Source organism: Allokutzneria albata, assembly GCF_900103775.1.
In the GTDB taxonomy this organism is placed as follows: domain Bacteria; phylum Actinomycetota; class Actinomycetes; order Mycobacteriales; family Pseudonocardiaceae; genus Allokutzneria; species Allokutzneria albata.
The window spans coordinates 5861176-5883150 of sequence record NZ_LT629701.1 but is presented as its reverse complement, the minus strand read 5'-3'; the positions used below and the strand labels follow the sequence as shown (position 1 = coordinate 5883150).

Genomic DNA, 21975 nt, shown 5'->3' with positions numbered 1-21975 from the left:
CAGAAGGGGCTCTCACCGGCAGGGGGTGAGGGCCCCTTCGCCTGTCTCAGGCGACCTCAGAAGACGTTGGGGAGCAGGCGGACCGAGCCGACCCGGCGGCCACCGCCGCGCACCGGCTCCTCGGCCAGCTCCTCCAGCGCGGGAGTCGAGACGCCCAGCGCCCGCAGCGCGCCGACGATCACCGGCATCCGCGCCCGCTGCGCCCCGTCGGCGATCTTGAGAGCCACCGCCCGCCCGTCCGGAAGGGCGGCCGCGTGCACGCCTTCGGCCCCCGCCTTGCACAGCAGGCCGGGCACCGCGTTCATCAGCAGCGTGTCCTCGCGCCCCGTTCCCGCCACGAGGTGCGGGTGAGCGCGCATGGCGTCGGCGACCCGGCGCAGATCGGAGCCAGGCTCCGCCCGCGCGAGCTTGCCGAAGGCCCTGGCGAGCCCGTAGAGCGAGACCGAGAACAGCGGCGCCCCGCACCCGTCGACCGCGGTGTGCGCGATCGGCTCCTCGGCCAGCTCGGCGAGGGTGTCCCTGATCGTCACCTGGAGCGGGTGCGAGGGATCGGTGTAGGACGTCGTCGGCCAGCCCCGCTGGACGCAGGTCGCGAGCATGCCCGCGTGCTTGCCGGAGCAGTTCATGCTGATCCGGTTCGCCGTGCCGCCGGAGGCCAGCAGCTCGTTCCTGCTGCCTTCGTGCACCGGGTAGTCCGGCGGGCACAGCAGGTCGTCCGGGCTGAGGCCGTGCTTGGCCAGCAGTGCCGTCGCCCGGTCGACGTGCTCCGGTTCGCCGTTGTGGGAGGCGCAGATCAGCGCCAGGTCCGCGTCGTCCGGCACGTCGAGGCCGCACCGGAGCATGCCCAGTGCCTGCACCGGCTTGTTCGACGAGCGCGGCATGATCGGCCTGCGGGTGTCCCCGTGGACCGTGACCACCTCGCCCGCCGGGCCGAGCACGATCACCGAGCCGTGGTGCACGCACTCGCGCACACCGGAGCGGACCACCTCGACCAGTTCGCCGGCGATGGCTAGTCCTCCTCGGGTTCGTCGGTCCCGTCCTGCGTGCGCAGCCTGCTGGCGGCAAGCAGATCGTCGACCGACGCCCTGCCCTCCCGGTAGCGCCGGGCGATCTCCTCGTTGAGCTTGTCCATCACGGCCTGCACCTCGCGCCGCCGCCCGGACACCGAGGCCTCCTCGGCCCGGTAGGCCCGCAGCGCGTGCGCGATCTGCTCCTCGGTCAGCGAGGTGACGTTGGACAGGTCCACGTCGGAGACCAGGGTCTCCACGTGCCTGCGGTGCGCCTCCGCGCGCGAGGGCTCCGGCATCTGGGCGCGCCCGAGACTGCCGGTGGACCGGACCGCGTTCTCCGACAGGATGCCGACGAGCTGCTCGACCACGGAGGTCGGTCCACCCTCGGACCGCCTGCGTTGCTCGGCGAGCACGATGTCGATCCTGGCGTGCAGCAGCCTGCGCACGTAGGAGAGGTCCGTCTCCTCCTGGGCAGCTTCGTCCCGCAGCTCCCGCACCTCGCTGAGGGGGCGCTGCTCGACACCCTCGGTGTAGTCCGGGGCCAGCACGCGGTCAATCCTCCGGCGCCCGCCTGGACGTACCTCGATCACGTGCCCATCCTGCGGGACATTCCGGTCAGCCGCCAACACCCGCTCTACTCCCAACAGGTACAGATTCCGATAATCACCTGGTTTGATGCACCCCGAGCAACGCCCGGGCCTCCTCGACGGCCAGTGGCGGCCGCTGCGCGATCCGGGACAACGCCGCCGCTCGCGCCGCGAGTTGGGCGTTGTCCCGCACTCGCTCACCCCTGGCGTAGGAGAGAGTGTCCTCCATGCCGACGCGCAGATGACCGCCCGCGGACAGTGAGGCCAACATCACCGGGAGCGAGGTCCGCCCGATGCCCGTCGCGGAGAAGCTCGCGCCGGTCGGCAGCAGCCGCAGCGCGGAGGTCAGCATCTCCGTCGTGCCCGGCATGCCGCCGGGAACGCCCATCACGAGGTCCACGTGCACGTGACCGCCCGCGGGGGCCCCGTGCTCGTCCAGCAGCCGGTTCAGCGAGGCGAGCTGGCCGATGTCGAAGATCTCGTACTCCGGCACGATCCGCCGTTCCTGCATCCGCCTGTGCAGCTCGACGATGAACTCCCACCGGTTCATGAACACCGCGTCGCCGAAGTTCACCGTGCCCATGGTGCAGGAGGCCGAGTCCGGCATGGCGTCGAGCACGGCCAGCCGGTCCTCCTCCGGGTCGGTCACCGCGCCGCCCGTCGACAGCTGGACGATCAGGTTCGTCTCGCTGCGCAGCGCGGCGACGGTCTCCTTGAGCAGGCCCTGGTCCAGGGTCGGCTGGGCCTCGGCGTCCCGGATGTGCACGTGGATCATGCTCGCGCCGACGCGTTCGCAGTCCTGGCCCGTGCGGACCAGTTCCTCCAGCGTGACCGGCAGGTTCGGGACCTCGGCCTTGCTGTGTTCCGCCCCGGTGGGGGCGACCGTGATCAGGGTGCCTGACGACGACGCTGTCATGGTGGCGATCCTGCCAGGCGCCTGCCGTCCGGAGATAGCCCCGAAGCCGGTGGTCAGCCGCGCAGCCTGCGCAACGCGGCCCGTCCTGGCTGCTCACCGGTGTCCGGCGGCACCGAGTCGGGATCGATCGCGGCGCTGACCACGTCCTCGCCCTCACCCGCCGTGAGCTCGGTTTCGACCGGCACCGAACGCTTGAGCAGCGCCAGCGCGATCGGGCCCAGCTCGTGGTGCAGCACCGCCGTGCCGACCCGCCCGACGACCTTGCCGTTGGCGCTGACCGGAGCCCCGGGCTGCGGCAGCACCTCCTGCGAGCCGTCCAGGTGCAGCAGCACCATCCGCCGCGGCGGCTTGCCCAGGTTGTGCACCCTGGCCACCGTCTCCTGACCCCGGTAGCACCCCTTGTCCAGGTGCACGGCGCGGCCGATCCACGAGACCTCGTGCGGGATCGTGCGCTCGTCGGTGTCCACGCCGAGCCGGGGGCGCAGCGACTCCACCCGCAGCGCCTCGTAGGTCCAGCTGCCCGTCGGCCGGGCTCCCGCGTCGGTCAGCCGCGTCCACCACGTGTCGAGGTCCGCCCGGGGCACCAGCAGGTCGACCGAGTCCGGGGCGCTCATCCGCCTGGCGAACCCGCCGCCGGGGAGGGCGAGCACGCCGTCCGGCACGGGCACCCCCGCGGCGCCCAGCACCTCGCCGGTGTTCGGGCCGACCACGGTGAGCAGTCCGAACTCCCCGGTGGCGTCCGTGGGCTCGACCTTCGACCAGAACACCATCTTGGTGAGGTAGGCCAGCAGCGGCTCGACCCGCTCCCGCTCGGTGTCCAGCCAGACGGTGCCGTCCAGCTCGGCGACCACCGCGTGGTCCTCGACCCGGCCCTGCGCGTCCAGGATCAGCAGCTCGCTCCCGGATCCGTCGGTCAGCGCGGTCATGTGCTGGCTGGTCAGCGAGTGCAGCCAGGTCAGCCGGTCCGGCCCGGAGACCGCGATGACGCCCCGGTGCGAGCGGTCGATCACCGCGGCCGAGCGCGACGCCGTCCGTTGCTCGGCGAGCGGATCGCCGAAGTGCCACGGCACCCCGGAGTCCGCCGAGTCCTCCGGCGGGGCGATCGCGCCTGGCTGGCCTAGCGTCACGGCAACTCCTGATCTCCGACTGAGCAGTCCGCGCACACCCCGGAGAGCGCGAGGTGGCTGGCATCCAGGTGGAAACCCCGCGCGGCGTGCAGTTGTTCCCCGAGCGCCGCGAGCGCCTCGCACGGCACCTCGTCCAACGCGCCGCAGCGGTGGCAGACGAGGTGGACGTGCTCGTGGGCGTCCACCGAGTAGGTCGGCGCGCCGTGCCCGAGGTGCGTGTGCCGCACCAGCCCGAGCTGTTCCAGCAGGTCCAGTGTGCGGTAGACGGTGGTGATGTTGACCGTCGGCGTGCGCTGCTGGATGCGCTGGCAGATCTGTTCCGGGGTCGCGTGCTCCAGCTCGGTGACCGCGTCGAGCACCAGCTGGCGCTGCGGTGTCATCCGCAGCCCGCGCTCGCGCAGGGTCCGGCGGAGCATCTCCGGCGCGCTGTCCACGAGCCCAATCGTAGGCTGAGGCGCATGCGCGTAGTGGCAAAGCTCGACGGGACCCTCGTCGACCCCGAAGCACCACTCCTCCGACCGGACGACTACAGCGTCCAGCGCGGCGACGGCGTGTTCGAAACGATCTTCGTGGTGAACCGCAGGACCCGTGAGTTCGGCCCGCACCTCGCCCGGCTCGCCCGGTCGGCCGCACTGCTCGGCATGCCCCCGGTCGACGTGCCCGCGTGGGAGCGGGTCAGCCAGGTCGTCATCGACGCGTGGCCGTGGGACACCCACCCCGAGATGGGTCTGAAGCTGATCTACACCCGCGGCCCCGAGTACGGCGACGGCACGCCGACCGGCTTCGCCATGGGCATCCCGATCCCGGACAGCACGATCCGCTACCGCCGCGAGGGCGTCGCCGCGCTCACCCTGGACCGCGGCTACAGCACCGACCTCACCGAGCGCGCGCCGTGGCTGTTGCTGGGCGCGAAGACGCTGAGCTACGCGGTGAACATGGCCGCGACCCGCTACGCGCAGAGCCAGGGCGCCCAGGAAGTGATCTTCACCGCGTCCGACGGCACCGTGCTGGAGGGGCCGACGTCCACGGTGGTCGTCGCCAAGGACCGCACCCTGACCACCACCCCGCCGCCGCTGGGCATCCTGGAGGGCACCACCCAGGCCGCTCTGTTCCGCGCGGCCGAGGCGGCGGGCTGGAAGACCGAGGTCGAGCCGATGACCGTCGAGGACCTCGCCACCGCCGACGGCCTCTGGTGCGTCTCCAGCGTCCGGCTGATCACCCGCGTGCACACCCTCAACGGCACCCCCCTGCCGGACTTCACGCCCCTGCACCAGGAGATCTCCGGCCTCTACGAGGCCGTCTACGCCTGAACTCCCCGCGCTCGTGTGGGCTGATCCGGACCGATCAGCCCACACCGCGGTCGCCTAGCGAAGACCGGCGACGACCAGCTTGCCGAGGGCGGCGTGCCCAGCCCTGTTCAGGTGCAGCACGCCTTCCTTGCCTTCCTGCGTGGGCAGCAGGGAGTCGAAGCCGCGGTAGTAGGGAACTCGGGCCTCGCACTGCGAGTGCCCGGCGAACTCCTTGCCCACCGCGACCGAGTCGGCCTCGTAGGGGCTGACGAACAGGGCGTCGATGCCGTTGGCCTTCGCCTTCTTGACCGTCTCGCGCAGGGTCGCGTCCAAGGCGCTGGCGACCTTGTTGCCTTCGACGCGCTCATCGCCGGTGAACACGACGGGAGCGCAGACCGGGTCCAGCGCGTGGAGCGAGAGCGCGTTGTGGCCGCGCGTGAGCTGACGCCCGTACGCGACGGTGACGATCTTGGCCCGGGGACTCCTGGCCTTGATCTCGCCGAAGAGCGCGAGCAGGTTCTTGCTCATGGCGGGCATCTGGTCGATGACCGTCCTGCCCGCCTTGGAGCAGTCGCCCGCGATGCACTGCGCGCCGAATTCGGCGTAGCTGACGTCGTTGGCACCCAGGGTCAGCAGCACCAGGTCGGTGTCCTGCTTGAGCGCGTTCAGCTGTGCCGGCTCGTTCTTGAACTCGGTGCGGACGTCGTTGATGGACGCCCCGCTGCACGCGACGTTGTGCAGATTCACCTTTCGGCTGCCGGTCCGCAGTTTCGCCGCGACGACCTCGGAGTAGGAGTTGGCGCTGCGCCAGCAGACGCCCGCGGTCCGATCGCGGTAATCCCCTGCTCCGGTGCCGGAGGCGGTCGAGTCACCCAACGTCACCATGTTCAGCGACGTGGCGGGGGCGGCCGAGGCCATCACGGCAAGACCGCACACCAGGAATGTGGCCAGCACGATGGCGATCGGGAGGAGACGCTGTCTCAAGTCTTTCTCCGCTGAGTAAAGGACGTTCGGAAGGCACGCCGCAGCGGCCGATCTTGAGCCGTGCGGTGATCGGCCTGAGGAATTGTTGATCTTTTATCGCTTCGCCGAGAAGGGTACGGGAATCAAGGTCGGCAAACTGATTTTCTTCGAAAACGGCGGAAGAGCGTGGTTGCGAAAGCGTCACATCGTGTGCATCGGCTCACTTTTCCGGAATGCAATCGATTGCCCATCGGCGAGGAGAGCCACGGGCAGGAACAAGGGAAGCCCCCTCGTCGGCGACGAGGGGGCAGGGGCCCGAGGGGCCTCAGCCGACGACGCGGGTGAGGCGGGCGGAGGTGTGCGGCTGCATGGGCTGGCCCGCCATCGCGCGCTCCTCGACGTAGGCCAGGTCGCCCTCGACGATGCCGTAGAGCCGGTTCGCCGCGTTGACCTCCTTGGCCGTCGCGGTGCGCATCACGATGTCGGTGCCGAACTCCCACGCGGTCTGGCTCATCGGCTTGCCGTAGTAGATCTCGACGATGCCCGAGGAGTGGGTGAGCAGCACCTCGATCGTCTCGTCGGCCTGCGGGCGCCAGAACCCGGTCTCCCGCGCCGCCGGGCGGATGACCTCACCGGCCTCGTTCAGCAGCCAGGACCGCGCCTCGTAGTAGACGAACGGCCGCCCGTCGTGGGCGAAGGTCACCTGCTGGCCGAAGCGGTACGGGCCGTCGATCGTCGGGTAGACGACCTCGCCCTCGCCCCGCCACACGCCGATCAGCGGCAGCAGGTCCAGGCAGTCGTCGTGCAGGTTGGCACCCAGGCGCAGGTTCGCGGTGTCGCCCCCGATGGGCATGTCCTCGAACTGCGGCAGGTTGCGGTCGCGGGTGGTCTCGGCGCGCTCGGCGGCGGCCCGCAGTGCGGCGTCACCGCTCCCGGGAACGACGCCCGGGGTCGGCTCTGGGGGAGTCTGGGTCATGTCCTGCGATTCACTCGTCAGCGCTGGTCAGCGTAGAGCCGGTAGACGACGTAGCCGGCGAACCACAGTGTCAGCAGCGCGGCCAGTCCGATCAGCCCGGTAAAGAACCATTCCACCGGCTGAGGATAACGCCGGGGGTGGGGCACTCGCGCCGCCCCACCCCCACTCAGTGACGAGGATCAAGCGATGGGGATCAGCAGCCCCACTGACCGCTGATGGAGATCGCGCGGTAGAGCGCGTTCCACGTCAGCGGGCCGATGATGCCGCTGTCCCTGATGCCGACGTTGCGCTGGAACGCGCGCACGATGGCCTGCCACGCCTCGTCGTAGTGCCCGTCGTGGTAGCCGGGGAGGGCGACCTCCAGCCGGGTGAGCGCGTCGTGCAGGCGGTCCATCATCTCCGGGTCGTGCGCGCCGGGCTGGATGCCGCGCTCCGGCAGCGGCACAGCGCTGGTCTGCCTGGCGGGCAGTGGGCCGACGAGCGCCTGCCAGGTCGGCTGGTCCACGACGCCGTCGTCGACGATCCCGTTGCGGCGCTGGAAGTCCTTCACCGCCGCGAGCGTGTTCTCCGCGTACAGCCCCGTTCCGCGCAGTCCGTAGCCCTGGAAACGCAGTGCCCGCTGTAAACCCAGCACCTCGATGCCGCGCTGTCCCGGCTCCACCCTCGACAGCGTCGCGGCGAACTCGCGCGAGTCGCCCTGGGCCACCTCACAAGCCATCGCCGTGCCCGCGCCGGTCACCGCTGCCACACCGCTGAGCCCCGCCGCGAGCACCGCGACGACGATCGCCCGAACACCGAACTTCCGCATGGGTTCCTCCCCTTGTCGTTCCTGTGCCTGTGACACGCCTGGGGGGGAGGGATGTGGTTGCCACGAAAAGAAAAGAGTTCGACCCCGTCCCGGTGCGACGGAACGGGGCCGAACTTCTCAGGGGTGGCTAGGCGACCGCGACCTCGAGGGTGTGCAGTCCTGGACCGTCGGCGCTCACCGACACCTCGCCGTTGCCCGAGCGGTGCAGCGCGCGCACCGTCCACGAGCCGGGGGCGGCGAAGAACCGGAAGTCGCCGCCCTCGGAGGAGACGACCTCGGCGGTGAACTCGCCCGCGGAGTCGAGCAGGCGCACGAACGCACCGCCGACCGGGGCGCCGGCGGAGAGCACGCGCCCGGAGAGCACGACCTCCTTGCCGGCATCGATGTTCGCGGGCAAGGTCGCCGTCTGGGCGGGGGCTCCGCAGCTGCTCATGTCCTCGCTCCTTACTTCTTGCCCGCGCCGAGCTCGATCGGCACGCCGACCAGCGAGCCGTACTCGGTCCACGAACCGTCGTAGTTCTTCACGTCGGAGTACCCGAGCAGTTCCCGCAGCACGAACCACGTGTGCGAGGACCGCTCGCCGATGCGGCAGTAGGCGATGGTCGGCTTGGACTCGTCCAGGCCCTCCGCCTTGTACAGCTCGCGGAGCTCCTCGTCCTTCTTGAAGGTGCCGTCCTCGTTGGCCGCCTTGCTCCACGGCACGTTCAGCGCGCCGGGGATGTGGCCGGGCCGCTGCGCCTGCTCCTGCGGCAGGTGCGCGGGGGCGGCCAGCTTGCCGGAGAACTCGTCGGGGGAGCGCACGTCGACGTAGTTCTTCTTGCCGATGGAGTCCTCGACCTCGCGGCGGAACGCGCGGATGGAGGTGTCCGGCTCGGACGCGCTGTAGGTCGTCTCGGCCCGCCGCACCTCCTGCTTGTCCAGCGGACGGCCGTCCAGCTCCCACTTCTTGCGGCCGCCGTCGAGCAGCTTCACGTCGGCGTGGCCGTAGAGCTTGAAGTACCAGTAGGCGTATGCGGCGAACCAGTTGTTGTTGCCGCCGTAGAGGATCACCGTGTTGTCGTTGGAGATTCCCTTGGCGGACAACAGCTTCTCGAAGCCCTCGCGGTCGACGAAGTCGCGGCGCACCGGGTCCTGGAGGTCCTGCTTCCAGTCGATCTTGATCGCGCCGGGGATGTGCCCGGTGTCGTAGGCGGCGGTGTCCTCGTCGACCTCGACGAACACCACCCCTTCGGCGTCGAGGTTCTGCTCGGCCCATTCGGCCGAGACCAGGACGTTCTCACGGCTCATCGAGCGCTCCTCGTGACAGTTCCGTCTACTTGGGACAGTTGGGGAAGGTGTTCAGGCGGCGCGGAAACGGCGCAGCAGCAGGTACATCTCGCAGCCGAGGCACAGTCCGAACGCGGCGTTCAGCAGTGCGGCGATGAGTGCGACCGCGGTGGCGACGAGACCGAGGGTGGTCAGGCCGGAGGCGTAGCCGATCGTGCCGACCAGGGTGAAGGTGAACCCGACGCCCTGGGCGAAGCGCAGCGGCGCCGGCTCCTCGCGCTCGGTCGTCGGCTTCAGCCGCGGCTGCACGGCCGCGCGGTAGAGCTGGCCGTAGGGGTTGAGGCGCAGGCTGACGAACGTGCACATCGCGAAGATCACCGTCTGCGCGGCCAGCAGCTGCCACACCCCGGTGACCATCGCCAGCACCAGCACCAGGCTGGTCATCCACGCCGAGAAGCGGGGACCTCGGGGATCGACCGGTGGGTCTACGGACACGACTTGCCTCCTGACTCGACTGCGAAAAGAGTCCGTCAGAGGCGGCTTTTCCGGCGCGCTCGGCGCGGCCGTCAGCAACCGCCCGTCAGAGGCGACACAGGCTGCTGCGCACGCGGCAGTGGTCCACCACGCGTCGCTTGGTCAGCCATACGTACATGTCGGCGAGGCTACTCCGTTCGCCCGCGCTCCGGGAAGGGCGTCCAACCAGTGGGACTCGATGGGGCTAAGGCAGGTGCGCGCGCAGCGCGCTGACCAGCGCGTCCCGCTTCGGCAGCCCGCTGACCCGCAGCAGTTCCCGCCCGTCGGGAGCAAGGGCGAGCGTCGTCGGGGTGCGCAGCACGCCCAGCTCCCCGGCCACCTCGGGGTGCGCGGTCAGGTCGAACTCGACGTGCCGGACCCCCTCGGTGCGCCCGGCGAGGTCAGTCAGCAGCACGCGCGCGTGGCGGCACGGCGCGCAGAAGGTGGTGGAGAACTGGAGCAGGGTGACCGGGGAGCCGGTGTCCGGCGCCGAGTCCAACGCCGTGCGCACCGGCGCGGGCAGTGCGACCTCCACGGGCTGCGCCTTCTCCCTGACCCGTCCGTCGACCACGCGGTAGAGCAGGCCGATCGCGGCCGTCACGACGACCGCGACCAGCACAACGACCGAACCCGTCATCGTCACCGCCGAAGTGCTAGGAGGTCACTGCCCCATGCGCCCGGTGAGGGTGCGCAGGTGCACGTCCTTGGCAAGAGCCTCCATCACCAGCTGGTTCAGTTCAACCCGCACCGCGGTCGGCACCACGGTGAACGGCAGCCCGCCGAGGTTGACCCGGTGGGTGAAGGCGGCCATCGCGGCGCGCTCGATCGCGGGCGGCAGCGTGACCTCGCCACCGGACTTGGCGTTGCCGAGCTTGAAGGTGTTGGGCTTGATCTCGATCTGGCCGTCCACGATCTGGATCACGCCGAGCGCGGTGAGCTCGGTCTTGACGCCGGCGATGGTGGTGCTGCCGGTCAGCCGGACCATTGCCTTGCGCTTCTGCTCGTCCTGCACGGTCCCGGCGAGCGGCGGCTTGGGCTCCTCCTGCTCCTTCACCCGGTTCACGTCGTTCTGGAGCTTGTTCAGCTCCTCCTGGGTGGGGTTCTCGATCTTCAGGTCGGGGATGCCGATCAGCTTGCCGACGTCGCTCGCGGTGACCTTGACCGCGCCGAGCACCTCGTCCACCCGCATGTCCTGGGTGTTTCCGGAAATCAGGTCGGACAGGGAGGCGCGCGCGTGCCGCAGCCGGACCTCGCCCTCGACCTTGATCTTGGCGTCCTTGGTCAGCGGGACGCCGACCGCGCGGATCTCCACGTTGGGGTAGTCACCGGTGAGCGCCTGGTAGATGAACGGGAACCCGTTGATCCGCACGTGCGGATCCTCGGTGACGTTGAGCTGGGTCCGCATCCGCTGGGACAACTGGTACTCGGCGGTCGCGGCGATGGCGTAGTCGGCGACCACGAACAGGCCCAGTACGACGACCAGGCTGATGACCAGCTTCTTCACGTGGGTTCTCCGTCCAATCCTTGCCTCGGTCCGCCGCGGGAGGGCCGCGGTACCGATGGGGGGACGTGACGCACCCCGACGGAGTTGCCTCGGGTGCGCTCGTCCAGCCACCGAGCGATGCGGTCGACCAGCTGTGGCGTCAGCGCGCTCTCAGCGTGCCTCATGCCCGGTTCGAGCCAGAGGTCGGCCTCCCCGCCGGTGGCCCGGTGCAGCGCCTCGGCGTGCTCCCGGGGAAAGTACTGGTCCGCCGCACCGTGCACGATCAGCAGTTTCTCCGGAGGGACCCGGCTGGCCACCTCCACCGGCGAAGCCGGGATCTCCGCCCACGGCCTGCCGAGCCGGACCCCGAGCAGCCGCGCGGCGATCCGGCCCTGCGGCTGCTCCAGCATCCAGTGCACCCGGCGCATGGCGGCCGTCTCGCGGACCCACCACCGCGCGGGGCAGCTGACCGTGACCACTGCGTCCGGGGTGCCGATGAGCGCGGCGTGGCGCAGCACGACGGACGCGCCGAGGGAGATCCCCAGCGTCGCGACCCGCTCGAAGCGCTGCCTCGCGTAGCGGACCGCGGCGTCCACGTCGTACATCTCGGCGTCGCCGACCGTGGAGAAGCCGCCGGAACGACCGTGCCCGCGCAGGTCGAAACCGAGCACGGAATGCCTCAGCGCGAGCCTGCGCAGCAGTCGCGCGACGTTGGGCTGGCCGATGTGGTGTGTTACGCCGTGTGCCACGACGACGACGAGACCGGACGGCCGGGCTGAATCGTGCAAGCGTGCGTGCAGGCGAACGTTGTCCGAGGTCATCAGTGTGACGAGGGTTTCGCGGCCTGGTTCTGTGCGCGGCACACCCGGTATCCTCCCCGACATCCATCGGCAACGGCGCCGACCCGACTCCTGCGGCCCGCGACCGGTCCGCCTGAGAGGAGCGCCCATGTCGAACGTCGACCTGCTGCTGCTGACCACCGACCGCGATCCCGAGTCGGTGCTCCCCGCGCTCGCGCTGCTCCCGCACCAGGTCCGCCCGCTCGCCCCGGACGTCTCCGCGCTGCTGGAGGCCGGTCCGCACGAGGCGGTCATCGTGGACGCCCGCACCGACCTGGTCGGCGCCCGCAGCCTCTGCCGTCTGCTCGCGGGCAGCGGCATCGACGTTCCGGTGATCGCCGTGGTGACCGAGGCCAACCTGGTCGCGCTCAACGCCGACTGGGGCATCGACGAGATCCTGCTGCCGAACTCCGGTCCCGCCGAGGTCGACGCCCGCCTGCGGCTGGTCCGCGGACGCCGGGCCGCCGCGCACCGGGGCGGCGACGGCGCGCTGCAGGTCGGCGAACTGGTCATCGACGAGGCCACCTACTCCGCCAAGCTGCGCGGTCGCGCGCTCGAACTGACCTACAAGGAGTTCGAGCTGCTGAAGTACCTCGCCCAGCACGCGGGCCGGGTCTTCACGCGCGCACAGCTGCTCCAGGAGGTCTGGGGCTACGACTTCTTCGGCGGCACCCGCACGGTGGACGTGCACGTGCGCCGCCTGCGCGCCAAGCTCGGCCTCGAACACGAGACGATGATCGGCACCGTCCGCAACGTCGGCTACAAGTTCGTCCGCCCGGCGAGCCGGTCCGCCTCTCCGCAGCGCGCCTCGCTCCCGGCCACCCCCACGCCTCGGATCCCCACTTCGCTGTGAGCCCCGAGGGGTTAACGTCGGTTCCGTGGAACTGATCTGGCAGGAACGGCTCTCCGCCCAGCAGGCCGACCAGGTGCGCGCGCTCGTCGCCGCCGCGGCCGAGGTCGACGGCAGGGCACCCATCGGAGAGCACGTGTTGCTGAACCTCGACGGCGGGGACCACCTGGTCGCCGCCGAGCGGGACGGCGGTCCGGTCATCGGCTACGCCTTCCTCGACCGCACCCCGGACAACGACGGCAACTCGGTCGCCGAACTCGCCGTGCACCCGGAGCACCGCCGCCGCGGCATCGGTTCCGCACTGGTCGACGGCGTCCTGGCGAAGGTGCCGGACCGCGCCGGGCTGCGGATCTGGGCGCACGGGGAAACCCCCGCCGCCAAGCACCTCGCGGAGAAGTTCGGGCTCCGCCGCGCCCGCGAGCTGTGGCGGATGCGCCGCTCGCTCGCCGAACCCCTGCCGACCCGCGCCGCGCCGGAAGGCGTTGTGCTGCGGACGTTCCGGCCCGGCGAGGACGAGGCCGCCATGGTCGCGGTCAACAACCGCGCGTTCTCCTGGCACCCCGAGCAGGGCGGCTGGACGGAGGCCGACGTCCGCGCCCGCGAGGCCGAGGAGTGGTTCGACGCCAACGGTTTCTTCCTCGCGGACAAGGGTGGCCAGGTCATCGGCTTCCACTGGACGAAGGTGCACCCGGCCTCGTCGAGCACCGGCGGCGAGCCCATCGGCGAGGTCTACGTCGTGGGCATCGACCCGGACGCGCAGGGTGGCGGTCTCGGCTCCGTGCTGACCCTCGCCGGGCTGCACCACCTGCGTTCGCTCGGCCTGCCCGCGGTGATGCTCTACGTCGAGGCGGACAACACCGCCGCGATCCGGGTCTACGAGAAGCTCGGCTTCGACAGGTGGGACGCGGACGTGCAGTTCGCCGGGGCCTGACGCCGGCGCCGAAGGGGGCCCGCTCGATCGAGCGGGCCCGCTTTCGCTTGTGTCGCGGGTTGGCCGGGTGCCACGCAGACTGGAGCCGTGGGCACAGCGGATGACGGAGCCGTCACGGCACGCATACACCCTGGTCACGCGGGGGACACGGAACGGCACCAATGGGGTGGGGATGGTCACTCCGAGTGCCTTGTTCACCCGTCGTTCACCTGTTCACCGGGGGCCGTCAACCCTGGCTGCCTACCGTCTGCGGCCGTACGGCGGAAACCTCGCCGGCACACCCTTTCCCCAGCTGGAGGAGTTCAGGTGAAGATCAAGCAGAGCGGTGCCGCGATCGGTCTGGTGGCCGTGGGCGCCCTGCTGCTGTCCGCCTGTGGCAGCGACAACAACACCGGTGCCCAGGGCACGTCCAGCGCACTGGCGAACCTGAGCGTCGAGTGCGGCGGCAAGGCCAACATCTCGGCCGAGGGGTCCTCGGCGCAGAAGAACGCCATGGACATCTTCGCCAAGGACTTCCAGGCGAAGTGCCAGGGACAGCGGATCGCCTACACCAAGTCCGGCTCCGGCAAGGGCATCAGCCAGTTCACCGCGAAGCAGATCGACTTCGGCGGCACCGACTCCCCGCTGAGCAAGGAGAAGGGCGAGGTCGACAAGGCCGCGCAGCGCTGCGAGGGCAACCCGGCGTGGAACCTGCCGCTGGTGTTCGGCCCGGTCGCGCTGGCCTACAACCTGCCGAACGTGAACACCGTCGCGCTCACCGGCGAGCTGACCGCCAAGATCTTCAGCGGCCAGATCACCAAGTGGAACGACCCGGCGATCGCCGCGGCGAACCCGGGTGCGGCCCTGCCGGACAAGAAGATCGTGGTGATCTACCGCTCCGACGAGTCCGGCACCACCGAGAACTTCCAGACCTACCTCAAGACCGTGGCCCCGCAGGCGTGGACCAAGGGCGGCGGCAAGAAGTTCACCGGCGGCGTCGGTGAGGGCAAGGAGTCCTCCGACGGCGTCTCCAGCGCCACCAAGAGCACCGACGGTGCCATCACCTACGTCGAGTGGTCCTTCGCCAAGAACGCCAAGCTGGGCATCGCCAAGATCGACACCGGCGCCGGTGCGGTCGAGCTGACCTCGGCCAGCGCCGCCAAGGCCATCGACGGCGCGCAGATCAAGGGCACCGGCAACGACCTGGTGCTGGACCTGAACTCGATCTACGGCACCAAGGCGGCGGGCGCCTACCCGCTGCTGCTGGCGACCTACGAGGTGGTCTGCTCCAAGGGCTACGACGCCGAGACCGCCAAGGCCGTCAAGGCGTTCCTGACGGTGGCCGCCAACGCCTCGGCGAGCGAGCTGGAGGCCGCGGGCTACGTCGCGCTGCCCGAGACCTTCAAGAAGAAGCTGACAACGGCCGTCTCGGCGATCGCCTGACGGATTCCCTCTCGATCGGGTGGTTGGCCGGGACGCGACACGCGTTCCGGCCTTCGCACTTGACCGGACTACCCGGAGGCTGTCATCTCCAGCGCTGAGAAGTCGACCGTGGTCAGGCCAGGCGACCGGATCTTCCGGGCCCTGACCTCCGGTGCCGGCGTGTTCATCGTGGTCCTGATCGCCGCGATCGGGATCTTCCTGCTGCTGCGGGCGGTTCCCTCGCTGCAGCGGGACAACGTCAACTTCCTGCTGAGCCGCGACTGGATCACCAACGACCCCGCGAACCTGCGCTTCGGCATCATCGACCTGCTGTGGGTCACCGTCGCGACCTCCGTGGTGGCACTGGTGCTGGCCACGCCGGTCGCGCTGGGCATCGCGCTGTTCCTCACCCAGTACGCGCCGCGCAGGCTGGCCCGCTCGCTCGCCTACGTCGTGGACCTGCTCGCCGCCGTGCCGTCGATCATCTTCGGCCTGTGGGGAATCCAGGTGCTCGCGCCGCGGCTGCTGCCGTTCGCGGAGTGGCTCAACGAGAACCTGGGCTGGATCCCGATCTTCGCGCTGGGCAACGTGTCCACGGCGGGCGGTGGCAACATCTTCATCTCCGGCGTCGTGCTCGCCGTGATGATCCTGCCGATCATCACCGCGGTCAGCAGGGAGATCTTCGAGCGCACGCCCACCGCGCACATCGAGGGCGCGCTCGCGCTCGGCGCGACCAAGTGGGAGGTCGTGCGCACCACTGTGCTGCCCTTCGGCAAGGCGGGCTTCATCAGCGCGGCCATGCTCGGCCTCGGCCGCGCGCTCGGCGAGACGATCGCGCTGACCACCATCCTCAGCGCCACCGACGCCAAGCCGAACTACACGATCTTCGACGGTGGCGCGACCTTCGCCTCGCGGATCGCGCTGGGCTCGGCGGAGTTCAACGACAACCTCACCGTCGGCGCCTACATCGCGGCCGGACTGGTGCTGTTCCTGATCACCTTCGCGGTCAACGCGCTCGCGCGGACCGTGGTGGCCGGGAAGAAGGAGTACGCATGAGCGTGACGACCTCCGTCGACCTCGACAAGCCCGCCAGCCCGCCCGCGTTCCGGCCGATCGGCGCGGCGCGCAAGAGCAAGAACCTCATCGCGACGGTCCTGGTCTACCTGTCCTTCGCGATCGCCGTCGTCCCGCTGGTGTGGGTGCTCTACACGGTGCTGGAGAAGGGGCTCGGCCCGATCCTCAGCGCGGACTGGTGGGGCAAGTCGCTCAACGGCCTGACCGCGACGCAGTTCGGCGGCGGCGCGTACCACGCGATCTACGGCACCCTGGTGCAGGGCGTCGTCTGCGCGCTGATCTCGGTGCCGATCGGCGTGCTCGTGGCGATCTACCTGGTGGAGTACGGCGCGCGCTCGAAGCTGGCCAGGACGACGACGTTCATGGTGGACATCCTCACCGGTGTCCCGTCCATCGTGGCCGGTCTGTTCATCTACGCCCTGTGGATCACCACGTTCGGCTTCACCCGCAGCGCGTTCGCGGTCTCGCTCTCCCTCGTCCTGCTGATGGTCCCGGTGGTCATCAGGACAACGGAGGAGATGCTGCGGATCGTGCCGATGGAGCTGCGCGAGGCCTCCTACGCGCTCGGCGTGCCGAAGTGGAAGACGATCGTCAAGATCGTCATCCCGACCGCGCTGTCCGGCATCGTCACCGGCGTCATGCTCGGCCTGGCCAGGGTCATGGGCGAGACCGCGCCGCTGCTGATCCTGGTCGGCTACGCGCCGTTCATCAACTACAACATCTTCTCCGGCGAGATGGCCTCGCTGCCGTTGTTGATGAACACCGAGCGCGCCACCGGCACCGAGGCGGGCGACATGCGCGTGTGGGGCGCGGCGCTGACCCTTGTTGTGATCATCATGCTGTTCAACCTCATCGCCGCGATCGTCTCGCGGCTCTCGGCGATCAAGACGAAGTGAGCGGGCGGTAAACCAGCGATGGCCAAGCGCATCGACGTCAAGGACCTCAACATCTACTACGGCAAGTTCCAGGCCGTCGACGGGGTCACCTTGTCCGTGCCGCCGCGCAGCGTCACGGCGTTCATCGGACCGTCCGGCTGCGGCAAGTCGACCGTGCTGCGGTCGCTCAACCGCATGCACGAGGTGACCCCCGGCGCGAGCTGCGACGGGCAGGTGCTGCTCGACGGCGAGGACATCTACGCGTCCACAGTGGACCCCGTGTCCGTCCGCCGCACGATCGGCATGGTCTTCCAGCGTCCCAACCCCTTTCCCACCATGTCCATCAAGGACAACGTGGTCGCCGGGCTGCGGCTGGCCGGGGTGAAGAACAAGAAGGAGCTCAACGAGGTCGCCGAGCGCTCGCTGCGCGGCGCGAACCTGTGGGCCGAGGTCAAGGACCGCCTCGACAAGCCCGGCGGTGGCCTCTCCGGTGGTCAGCAGCAGCGGCTGTGCATCGCGCGCGCGATCGCGGTGCAGCCGGACGTGCTGCTGATGGACGAGCCGTGCTCCGCGCTCGACCCCATCTCCACCCTGGCGATCGAGGACCTGATCACCGAGCTGAAGCAGCAGTACACGATCGTCATCGTCACCCACAACATGCAGCAGGCGGCGCGGGTCAGCGACCAGACCGCGTTCTTCAACCTCGCGGGCGTCGGCCAGCCCGGCCGTCTCGTCGAGGTCGACGCCACGGAGAAGATCTTCTCCAATCCCTCGCAGAAGGCGACCGAGGACTACATCTCCGGCCGTTTCGGCTGAGCACAGGGGGAAATGATCGGCCGGGCGCATACGCGTCCGGCCGATTTTCCGTCTTACGGGCGATGCTTTGCCTACGTGGCAAGGAAAACCGCTGCCAAAGCAGGTGATGTGATCGCGCTTCCTCGTCCCGACCGGCTCCTCGCCACCCAGGTGCTCCTGCGGGATCTTCGCGGCGTCGACAGCGACCTCGAACTGGTGCCACCTCGTGGACCACATTGGTCGAGGAGGCTGAATCTCGTTGTGGTGCAACGCGTTGCGCGGCGCAGGGGCGGCTCTGGGGCGAAATAGTGCGTGTCTGGGAGGTCGTGCTCGTCGGCGAGATCGTGTCACCGGACTCGCGCCGCACCGGCACCGTGACCAAACGCCACGAGTACGCCGACGCGGGCATCCCGCACTACTGGATCGTCGACCTCGAACAGCCGATCTCCCTGGTTTCCTGCGCGTTGACCGAGGAATTCGGTCACGTCGACCCACAGGAGACGGCCGGGGTGTTCACCGCGACGGAGCCGTTCCCGGCCGAGGTCGACCTGGAACGGCTCCGCAAGCAGAAGGCGCGACGACCTAGTCGTCGCCGGGCATCTTGCCGGTGACGATGAAGACCACCCGGCGGGCCAGGGCGACCGCGTGGTCGGCGAAGCGCTCGTAGAAGCGGCCGAGCAGGGTGATGTCGACCGCGGGCGCGACGCCGTGCGGCCACTCGGGGCTCATCATCACGGCGAACAGGTGGCGGTGCAGCTCGTCCATCTCGTCGTCGTCCTGCTCCAGCTCCATGGCCAGTTCCAGGTCGCGGGTGCGGATGACGCGCTCGGCCTTCTTGCCCAGCTCGACGCCGACGCGGCCCATCTCGGAGAAGTCCTCGCGGACCTGCTCGGGCAGCACGGGCTGCGGGTGCCTGCGCCGGGTCGTCTTCGCCACGTGCAGCGCGAGCTTGCCCATGCGCTCCAGGTCCTCGGCCGCGTGGATGGCGGAGACCACGACGCGCAGGTCGGTCGCGACCGGGGACTGGAGGGCGAGCAGGGCGAACGCCTGCTCCTCCGCGGCCTTGCGGGCCTCACCGATGCGCGTGTCCTCGTCGATCACCTGCTCGGCGAGCGACAGGTCCGCGTTCAGCAGTGCGGCGGTGGCCCGCCGCATGGCTTCGCTGACCGCCCCGCACATGTCACCGAGGTGGTTGGCGAAGTGGTCCAGCTGCTCTTGGTAGGCCTCACGCATGCGGACAAGACTACGTCGGTTAGGACTCCGGGACCGCATACCTCGGTGAACCGAGCGTTAATGAAGCACAAACTCCGCGTGCGCCGGGACTATTTGCAGATGTCGTCGGCAGCGTTCACTGTGGACAGATCCTTGGGCAGCGGGGGCGGTGTCGGCGGGCTCGACGACTGGCCCTGGCCGCCGCCGGAGGACGCCTTCCACTCGAACTCCGGCCCGAGCAACAGCCGAACCGACCCGCCCATGTTGGGCACTTCCTCCAGCAGGGCTCCGGGAACGACGTTCTGCAGGACCTTCGCGTGCAGTGCGCGCTCGGCGGAGTAGCGGATCACGGTGCGCTGCACCTGCTCGCCCGCCCCGCTGACGTTGACGACCTGGAAGCCCGCCCTGCGCAGGGACTCCGCCGTGGTCTCGGCCAGTCGCGGCTTGGAGCTGCCGTTGAGCACCTGGACCGGGACCTCCTTCGCCGTGGGCGGTGGACCGACCGGGCCGCCCGCCTGCGGATCGGGGGTGCCGTTGCTCGCGGGCTTCTCGCCGGGCAGCGGGGTCTTGTGGATGATCGCGGTGAACAGCGCCTTGGTGGCCTCGACGCGCAGGTCCTCGCGGAAGCTGTTGTTCTCCAGCTTGGTCGTGGTCGTGGGCACCGTGGTGAAGGTGACCCGCCCCGGTTCGAGCCCGTGCAGCGACTCGCCCAGCGTCAGCAGCTGGCTCACGCCGATGTTCTCGCCGTAGGTCGCCTTGGCGAACGCGCTCGCGAAGTCGCTCAGCCTGCTCGGGCTGGTCAGCACCTGACTGGACATCGCCTTGCGCAGCAACGAGGACAGGAACGCCTGCTGCCGCTTGATCCGGCCGTAGTCGCCGGTCGTGTCGCCCTCGACCTTGCGGGCCCGGACGTAGCTCAGCGCGGCGTCGCCGTTGATGGTCTGCCTGCCGGCGTCGGGGATCACCACGCCGATCTCGGCGTCCTTCATCGGCTTGCTGACGCAGATCTCCACGCCCTTCACCGCGTCGACCATCGCCTTGAAGCCCTGGAAGTCGATCGCGACGAAGTGGTTGATGTGCAAGCCCGACAGGTTCTGCACGAGCTTGGTCAGGCACTTCGGCCCGCCGATCGCGTAGGCCGCGTTCAGCTTCTGCTTCGAACCGGGGACCTTCCTGCTGGTCGTCTTGCCGGTCTTGGGGTCCCAGGCGTCGCAGTCGGGGATCTGGGTGTTGAGGTCGCGCGGGAAGGACACCATCACGACGCGTTTCCGGTCCGCGGGCACGTGCGCGATCATCACGGTGTCCGAGCGCGCGCCCTCGGAGGTCACCTCGTTGCCGACGCCGTCCTCGGCCTTGGAGTTCGCCCGGGTGTCGGAGCCGACCATCAGGAAGTTCGCGGCGCCGTACTGCTTGTCCTTGTGCAGGATGGACGACGAGTTCTCGTCGAGCGCGTCGACCTCGCGCGCGCTGAGCTGGCCGTCGACCCAGACCTTCGTGACCCAGCCGGTGCCGACCACGGCGAACACGACCACAGCAACCGCGACCGCGAGCCCGCGCAGCGCCAACCGCGCCTTGGGGTGCAGCCGTTGCGGCGGGCGGACCGGAGGCTCGCCGTCGTCCCCGTCATCCCCGTCGGCGACGTCCTCGACGACGTCCTCTTCCGGAGCGTCGTCTTCGGGCTCGTGCTCGGGGACCTGGGGGATGACGGTCGTGAGGGCCTCGTCACCAGAAGCGCCAACCGCCCCGCTGCCGACGCCGGTTCCGTTGCGACTGTCCCGCTCTGCGTGATCCGGAGCTGCGTGGTGCATCATGGCGTGCAGCTGCCGGATCGGCACTTTTGGGCTTCGTATCGCCCTGTCGTCGGCGTCGAGTTTGGACTTGAGCTGTGCGCTGAACTCCGGCCCCAGCTCCGCGCTCTCCTCCAGCCGGATCAGCCGGGTGAGCTTGCTCCGCCGCTGTTTCTCGGCCTGCTCGATCTCGGCCATCTCGTCGTGCACGGCGGAGAACCGGGCGAGCGTGGCGTCGATCTTGCGACGGCGCTCGTCCAGCTCGAAGTCCGACTCGGCGGAGGTCTGCTGCGAAGGTGCGGGCGGCGCGGGCGGTGCCGGTGCCTGCTGCTGCGCGGGCGGCGGGACCGGGCCACCGGGCAGGCGCTGGGGCCCGCTGTTGTGGTCGCGCGGGAACCGCTGCTGCGTCGAGGGTTGCTCCAGCGGAGGCCGCTGCGGCTGCCGCGCAGGGCCGGGCGCGGGCGCGCCAGGGGGCATCGGCGGGTTGGCCTGCGGGAACCGCCTGCCCTGCTGGGGCTCCGCAGTACGGCGCAGGTGCGGTGCCTCCTGGGGCATGCCGGGGGGCGGTAGGGGCTGCTGCTGCGGCGGATCGGGCAGCGCGCGGCGCCCGGTCGGCTGCTCCGCGGGCGGACGGCCGACCGGCGGTTCCTGCAGCGCCCGGCGTCCGGTCGCCTGCGGCGGCTCCGGCGGCGCGAGCCTGCGGGCCGACGGTTGCTCCAGCGGGGGCCGGTTCGGCGGCGGGGGCTGGGGTGGTCGCTGCGGCGGCGCGAGCCGCGGATCGAACGGCGGCTCCGGAACGCGCTGCGGACCTGAAGGCTGTTCGCGTGCACGCCTGCGGCCACCCGAGGGCGGCTCGGCGGGCGGGTGCGGTGGCGCCGCGGGGTCGGCGGGCCACTGTCCGGAGTGCGGCGCTCCCTGGGGTACCGGCGGAGGGGAGGCCGGCAACGGGGGCTGCTGCGGCGGCGCTGGGGGCCGTTGCGGCGGTGCTGAGAATTGCTGCTGCGGCGCCTGGGGCTGCTGCAGGAACTGCTCGAACGGATCCTGGGGCGGGAGCTGCTTGCCGCCGTGCTTGGCGAGCAGGTCCGAGACCGAGGTGCCGCCTTCTTCGTCGAGCGAGCGGCGGCGACGGCCGGTGGGCTGTTCCAGCGGCCGGTACTCGTTCTGGGATTTGTGGCCGGAGCCCCGGGAGCCGAAGCCGCGGCGCGAGTCCTCGGACACCCGGCCTCCTTTCCCTTGGTCGTAGTCGCCCGTCCCCCGTCAAAGACGCAAAGCT

Annotated in this window: 24 protein-coding genes; 8 read left to right on the top strand and 16 right to left on the bottom strand. The window is 70.1% G+C overall.

What is annotated here, in order from left to right; all coding sequences use genetic code 11:
- Positions 1-56 precede the first annotated feature (56 nt).
- The 5 genes from BLT28_RS26655 to BLT28_RS26635 all read right to left on the bottom strand — a co-directional run bounded on the left by BLT28_RS26655 (position 57) and on the right by BLT28_RS26635 (position 4056).
- Positions 57-995: an asparaginase gene (locus BLT28_RS26655; protein ID WP_231950897.1), complete on the bottom strand. Its 939-nt coding sequence runs from the start codon at positions 993-995 to the stop codon at positions 57-59.
- A gap of 14 nt (positions 996-1009) precedes the next feature.
- The gene (locus BLT28_RS26650) at positions 1010-1600 is read right to left on the bottom strand and encodes an RsiG family protein (protein ID WP_030427144.1); all 591 of its coding nucleotides are present in this window, start codon (positions 1598-1600) and stop codon (positions 1010-1012) included.
- A 73-nt stretch (positions 1601-1673) separates the two neighbouring features.
- The gene (locus BLT28_RS26645; RefSeq protein ID WP_030427145.1) at positions 1674-2513 is read right to left on the bottom strand and encodes a BKACE family enzyme; all 840 of its coding nucleotides are present in this window, start codon (positions 2511-2513) and stop codon (positions 1674-1676) included.
- A gap of 53 nt (positions 2514-2566) precedes the next feature.
- Complete coding sequence (gene ygfZ / locus BLT28_RS26640) at positions 2567-3640, bottom strand: CAF17-like 4Fe-4S cluster assembly/insertion protein YgfZ (RefSeq protein WP_030427146.1); 1074 nt, start codon at positions 3638-3640, stop codon at positions 2567-2569.
- Complete coding sequence (locus BLT28_RS26635) at positions 3637-4056, bottom strand: Fur family transcriptional regulator (protein ID WP_030427147.1); 420 nt, start codon at positions 4054-4056, stop codon at positions 3637-3639. The genes ygfZ and BLT28_RS26635 overlap by 4 nt, the downstream gene beginning before the upstream one ends.
- Before the next feature lie 42 nt (positions 4057-4098).
- Here BLT28_RS26635 and BLT28_RS26630 point away from each other — a divergent pair, with 42 nt between their 5' ends.
- Positions 4099-4950 carry an aminodeoxychorismate lyase gene (locus BLT28_RS26630; protein WP_030427148.1) on the top strand — a complete coding sequence of 284 codons (852 nt, stop codon included), beginning with the start codon at positions 4099-4101 and terminating at the stop codon, positions 4948-4950.
- A 54-nt stretch (positions 4951-5004) separates the two neighbouring features.
- Here BLT28_RS26630 and BLT28_RS26625 read toward each other — a convergent pair whose 3' ends face one another.
- The 9 genes from BLT28_RS26625 to BLT28_RS26585 all read right to left on the bottom strand — a co-directional run bounded on the left by BLT28_RS26625 (position 5005) and on the right by BLT28_RS26585 (position 11687).
- Positions 5005-5913, bottom strand: coding sequence for an SGNH/GDSL hydrolase family protein (locus BLT28_RS26625; protein ID WP_083383788.1), 909 nt, complete (start codon positions 5911-5913; stop codon positions 5005-5007).
- Between the two features lie 304 nt (positions 5914-6217).
- Positions 6218-6868: an FABP family protein gene (locus BLT28_RS26620; protein ID WP_052406848.1), complete on the bottom strand. Its 651-nt coding sequence runs from the start codon at positions 6866-6868 to the stop codon at positions 6218-6220.
- Positions 6869-7061: 193 nt separating this feature from the next.
- Positions 7062-7676 (bottom strand): peptidoglycan-binding domain-containing protein, encoded by a 615-nt coding sequence (locus tag BLT28_RS26615; RefSeq protein ID WP_030427151.1) that lies wholly within the window; start codon positions 7674-7676, stop codon positions 7062-7064.
- Between the two features lie 127 nt (positions 7677-7803).
- Positions 7804-8109, bottom strand: coding sequence for a DUF1416 domain-containing protein (locus tag BLT28_RS26610; protein WP_030427152.1), 306 nt, complete (start codon positions 8107-8109; stop codon positions 7804-7806).
- A gap of 11 nt (positions 8110-8120) precedes the next feature.
- Entirely contained in the window at positions 8121-8963 is an 843-nt protein-coding gene (locus BLT28_RS26605; protein WP_030427153.1) for a sulfurtransferase, read from the bottom strand.
- A 51-nt stretch (positions 8964-9014) separates the two neighbouring features.
- Positions 9015-9437 carry a DUF4395 domain-containing protein gene (locus BLT28_RS26600; RefSeq protein WP_030427154.1) on the bottom strand — a complete coding sequence of 141 codons (423 nt, stop codon included), beginning with the start codon at positions 9435-9437 and terminating at the stop codon, positions 9015-9017.
- A gap of 223 nt (positions 9438-9660) precedes the next feature.
- Positions 9661-10092 (bottom strand): TlpA family protein disulfide reductase, encoded by a 432-nt coding sequence (locus tag BLT28_RS26595; protein WP_030427155.1) that lies wholly within the window; start codon positions 10090-10092, stop codon positions 9661-9663.
- 24 nt (positions 10093-10116) lie between these two features.
- The gene (locus BLT28_RS26590; RefSeq protein WP_030427156.1) at positions 10117-10959 is read right to left on the bottom strand and encodes an LmeA family phospholipid-binding protein; all 843 of its coding nucleotides are present in this window, start codon (positions 10957-10959) and stop codon (positions 10117-10119) included.
- Positions 10956-11687: an alpha/beta hydrolase gene (locus BLT28_RS26585; RefSeq protein WP_231950437.1), complete on the bottom strand. Its 732-nt coding sequence runs from the start codon at positions 11685-11687 to the stop codon at positions 10956-10958. Before BLT28_RS26585 ends, BLT28_RS26590 begins: the two co-directional genes overlap by 4 nt.
- A 199-nt stretch (positions 11688-11886) precedes the next feature.
- On the opposite strand from BLT28_RS26585, the gene BLT28_RS26580 reads away from it, so the two are divergent.
- The 7 genes from BLT28_RS26580 (at position 11887) to BLT28_RS26550 (ending at position 18314) form a co-directional block, all read left to right on the top strand.
- Positions 11887-12630, top strand: a complete 744-nt coding sequence (locus tag BLT28_RS26580; RefSeq protein WP_052406850.1) for a winged helix-turn-helix transcriptional regulator — start codon at positions 11887-11889, stop codon at positions 12628-12630.
- Between the two features lie 25 nt (positions 12631-12655).
- Positions 12656-13558, top strand: a complete 903-nt coding sequence (gene mshD / locus BLT28_RS26575) for a mycothiol synthase (RefSeq protein ID WP_030427159.1) — start codon at positions 12656-12658, stop codon at positions 13556-13558.
- 306 nt (positions 13559-13864) lie between these two features.
- On the top strand, positions 13865-14980 hold the full coding sequence (pstS, locus tag BLT28_RS26570) for a phosphate ABC transporter substrate-binding protein PstS (RefSeq protein ID WP_030427160.1): 1116 nt from the start codon (positions 13865-13867) through the stop codon (positions 14978-14980).
- Between the two features lie 108 nt (positions 14981-15088).
- Positions 15089-16015, top strand: coding sequence for a phosphate ABC transporter permease subunit PstC (gene pstC / locus BLT28_RS26565; protein ID WP_030427161.1), 927 nt, complete (start codon positions 15089-15091; stop codon positions 16013-16015).
- The gene (gene pstA / locus BLT28_RS26560) at positions 16012-16929 is read left to right on the top strand and encodes a phosphate ABC transporter permease PstA (RefSeq protein ID WP_030427162.1); all 918 of its coding nucleotides are present in this window, start codon (positions 16012-16014) and stop codon (positions 16927-16929) included. Before pstC ends, pstA begins: the two co-directional genes overlap by 4 nt.
- 18 nt (positions 16930-16947) lie before the next feature.
- Positions 16948-17724 (top strand): phosphate ABC transporter ATP-binding protein PstB, encoded by a 777-nt coding sequence (gene pstB, locus BLT28_RS26555; RefSeq protein ID WP_030427163.1) that lies wholly within the window; start codon positions 16948-16950, stop codon positions 17722-17724.
- Between the two features lie 287 nt (positions 17725-18011).
- Entirely contained in the window at positions 18012-18314 is a 303-nt protein-coding gene (locus BLT28_RS26550; RefSeq protein ID WP_052406851.1) for a Uma2 family endonuclease, read from the top strand.
- Here BLT28_RS26550 and phoU read toward each other — a convergent pair.
- On the bottom strand, positions 18286-18936 hold the full coding sequence (gene phoU, locus BLT28_RS26545) for a phosphate signaling complex protein PhoU (RefSeq protein ID WP_030427164.1): 651 nt from the start codon (positions 18934-18936) through the stop codon (positions 18286-18288). The genes BLT28_RS26550 and phoU overlap by 29 nt on opposite strands.
- 89 nt (positions 18937-19025) lie before the next feature.
- Positions 19026-21920, bottom strand: a complete 2895-nt coding sequence (locus BLT28_RS26540; protein ID WP_052406852.1) for an LCP family protein — start codon at positions 21918-21920, stop codon at positions 19026-19028.
- Positions 21921-21975 lie beyond the last annotated feature (55 nt).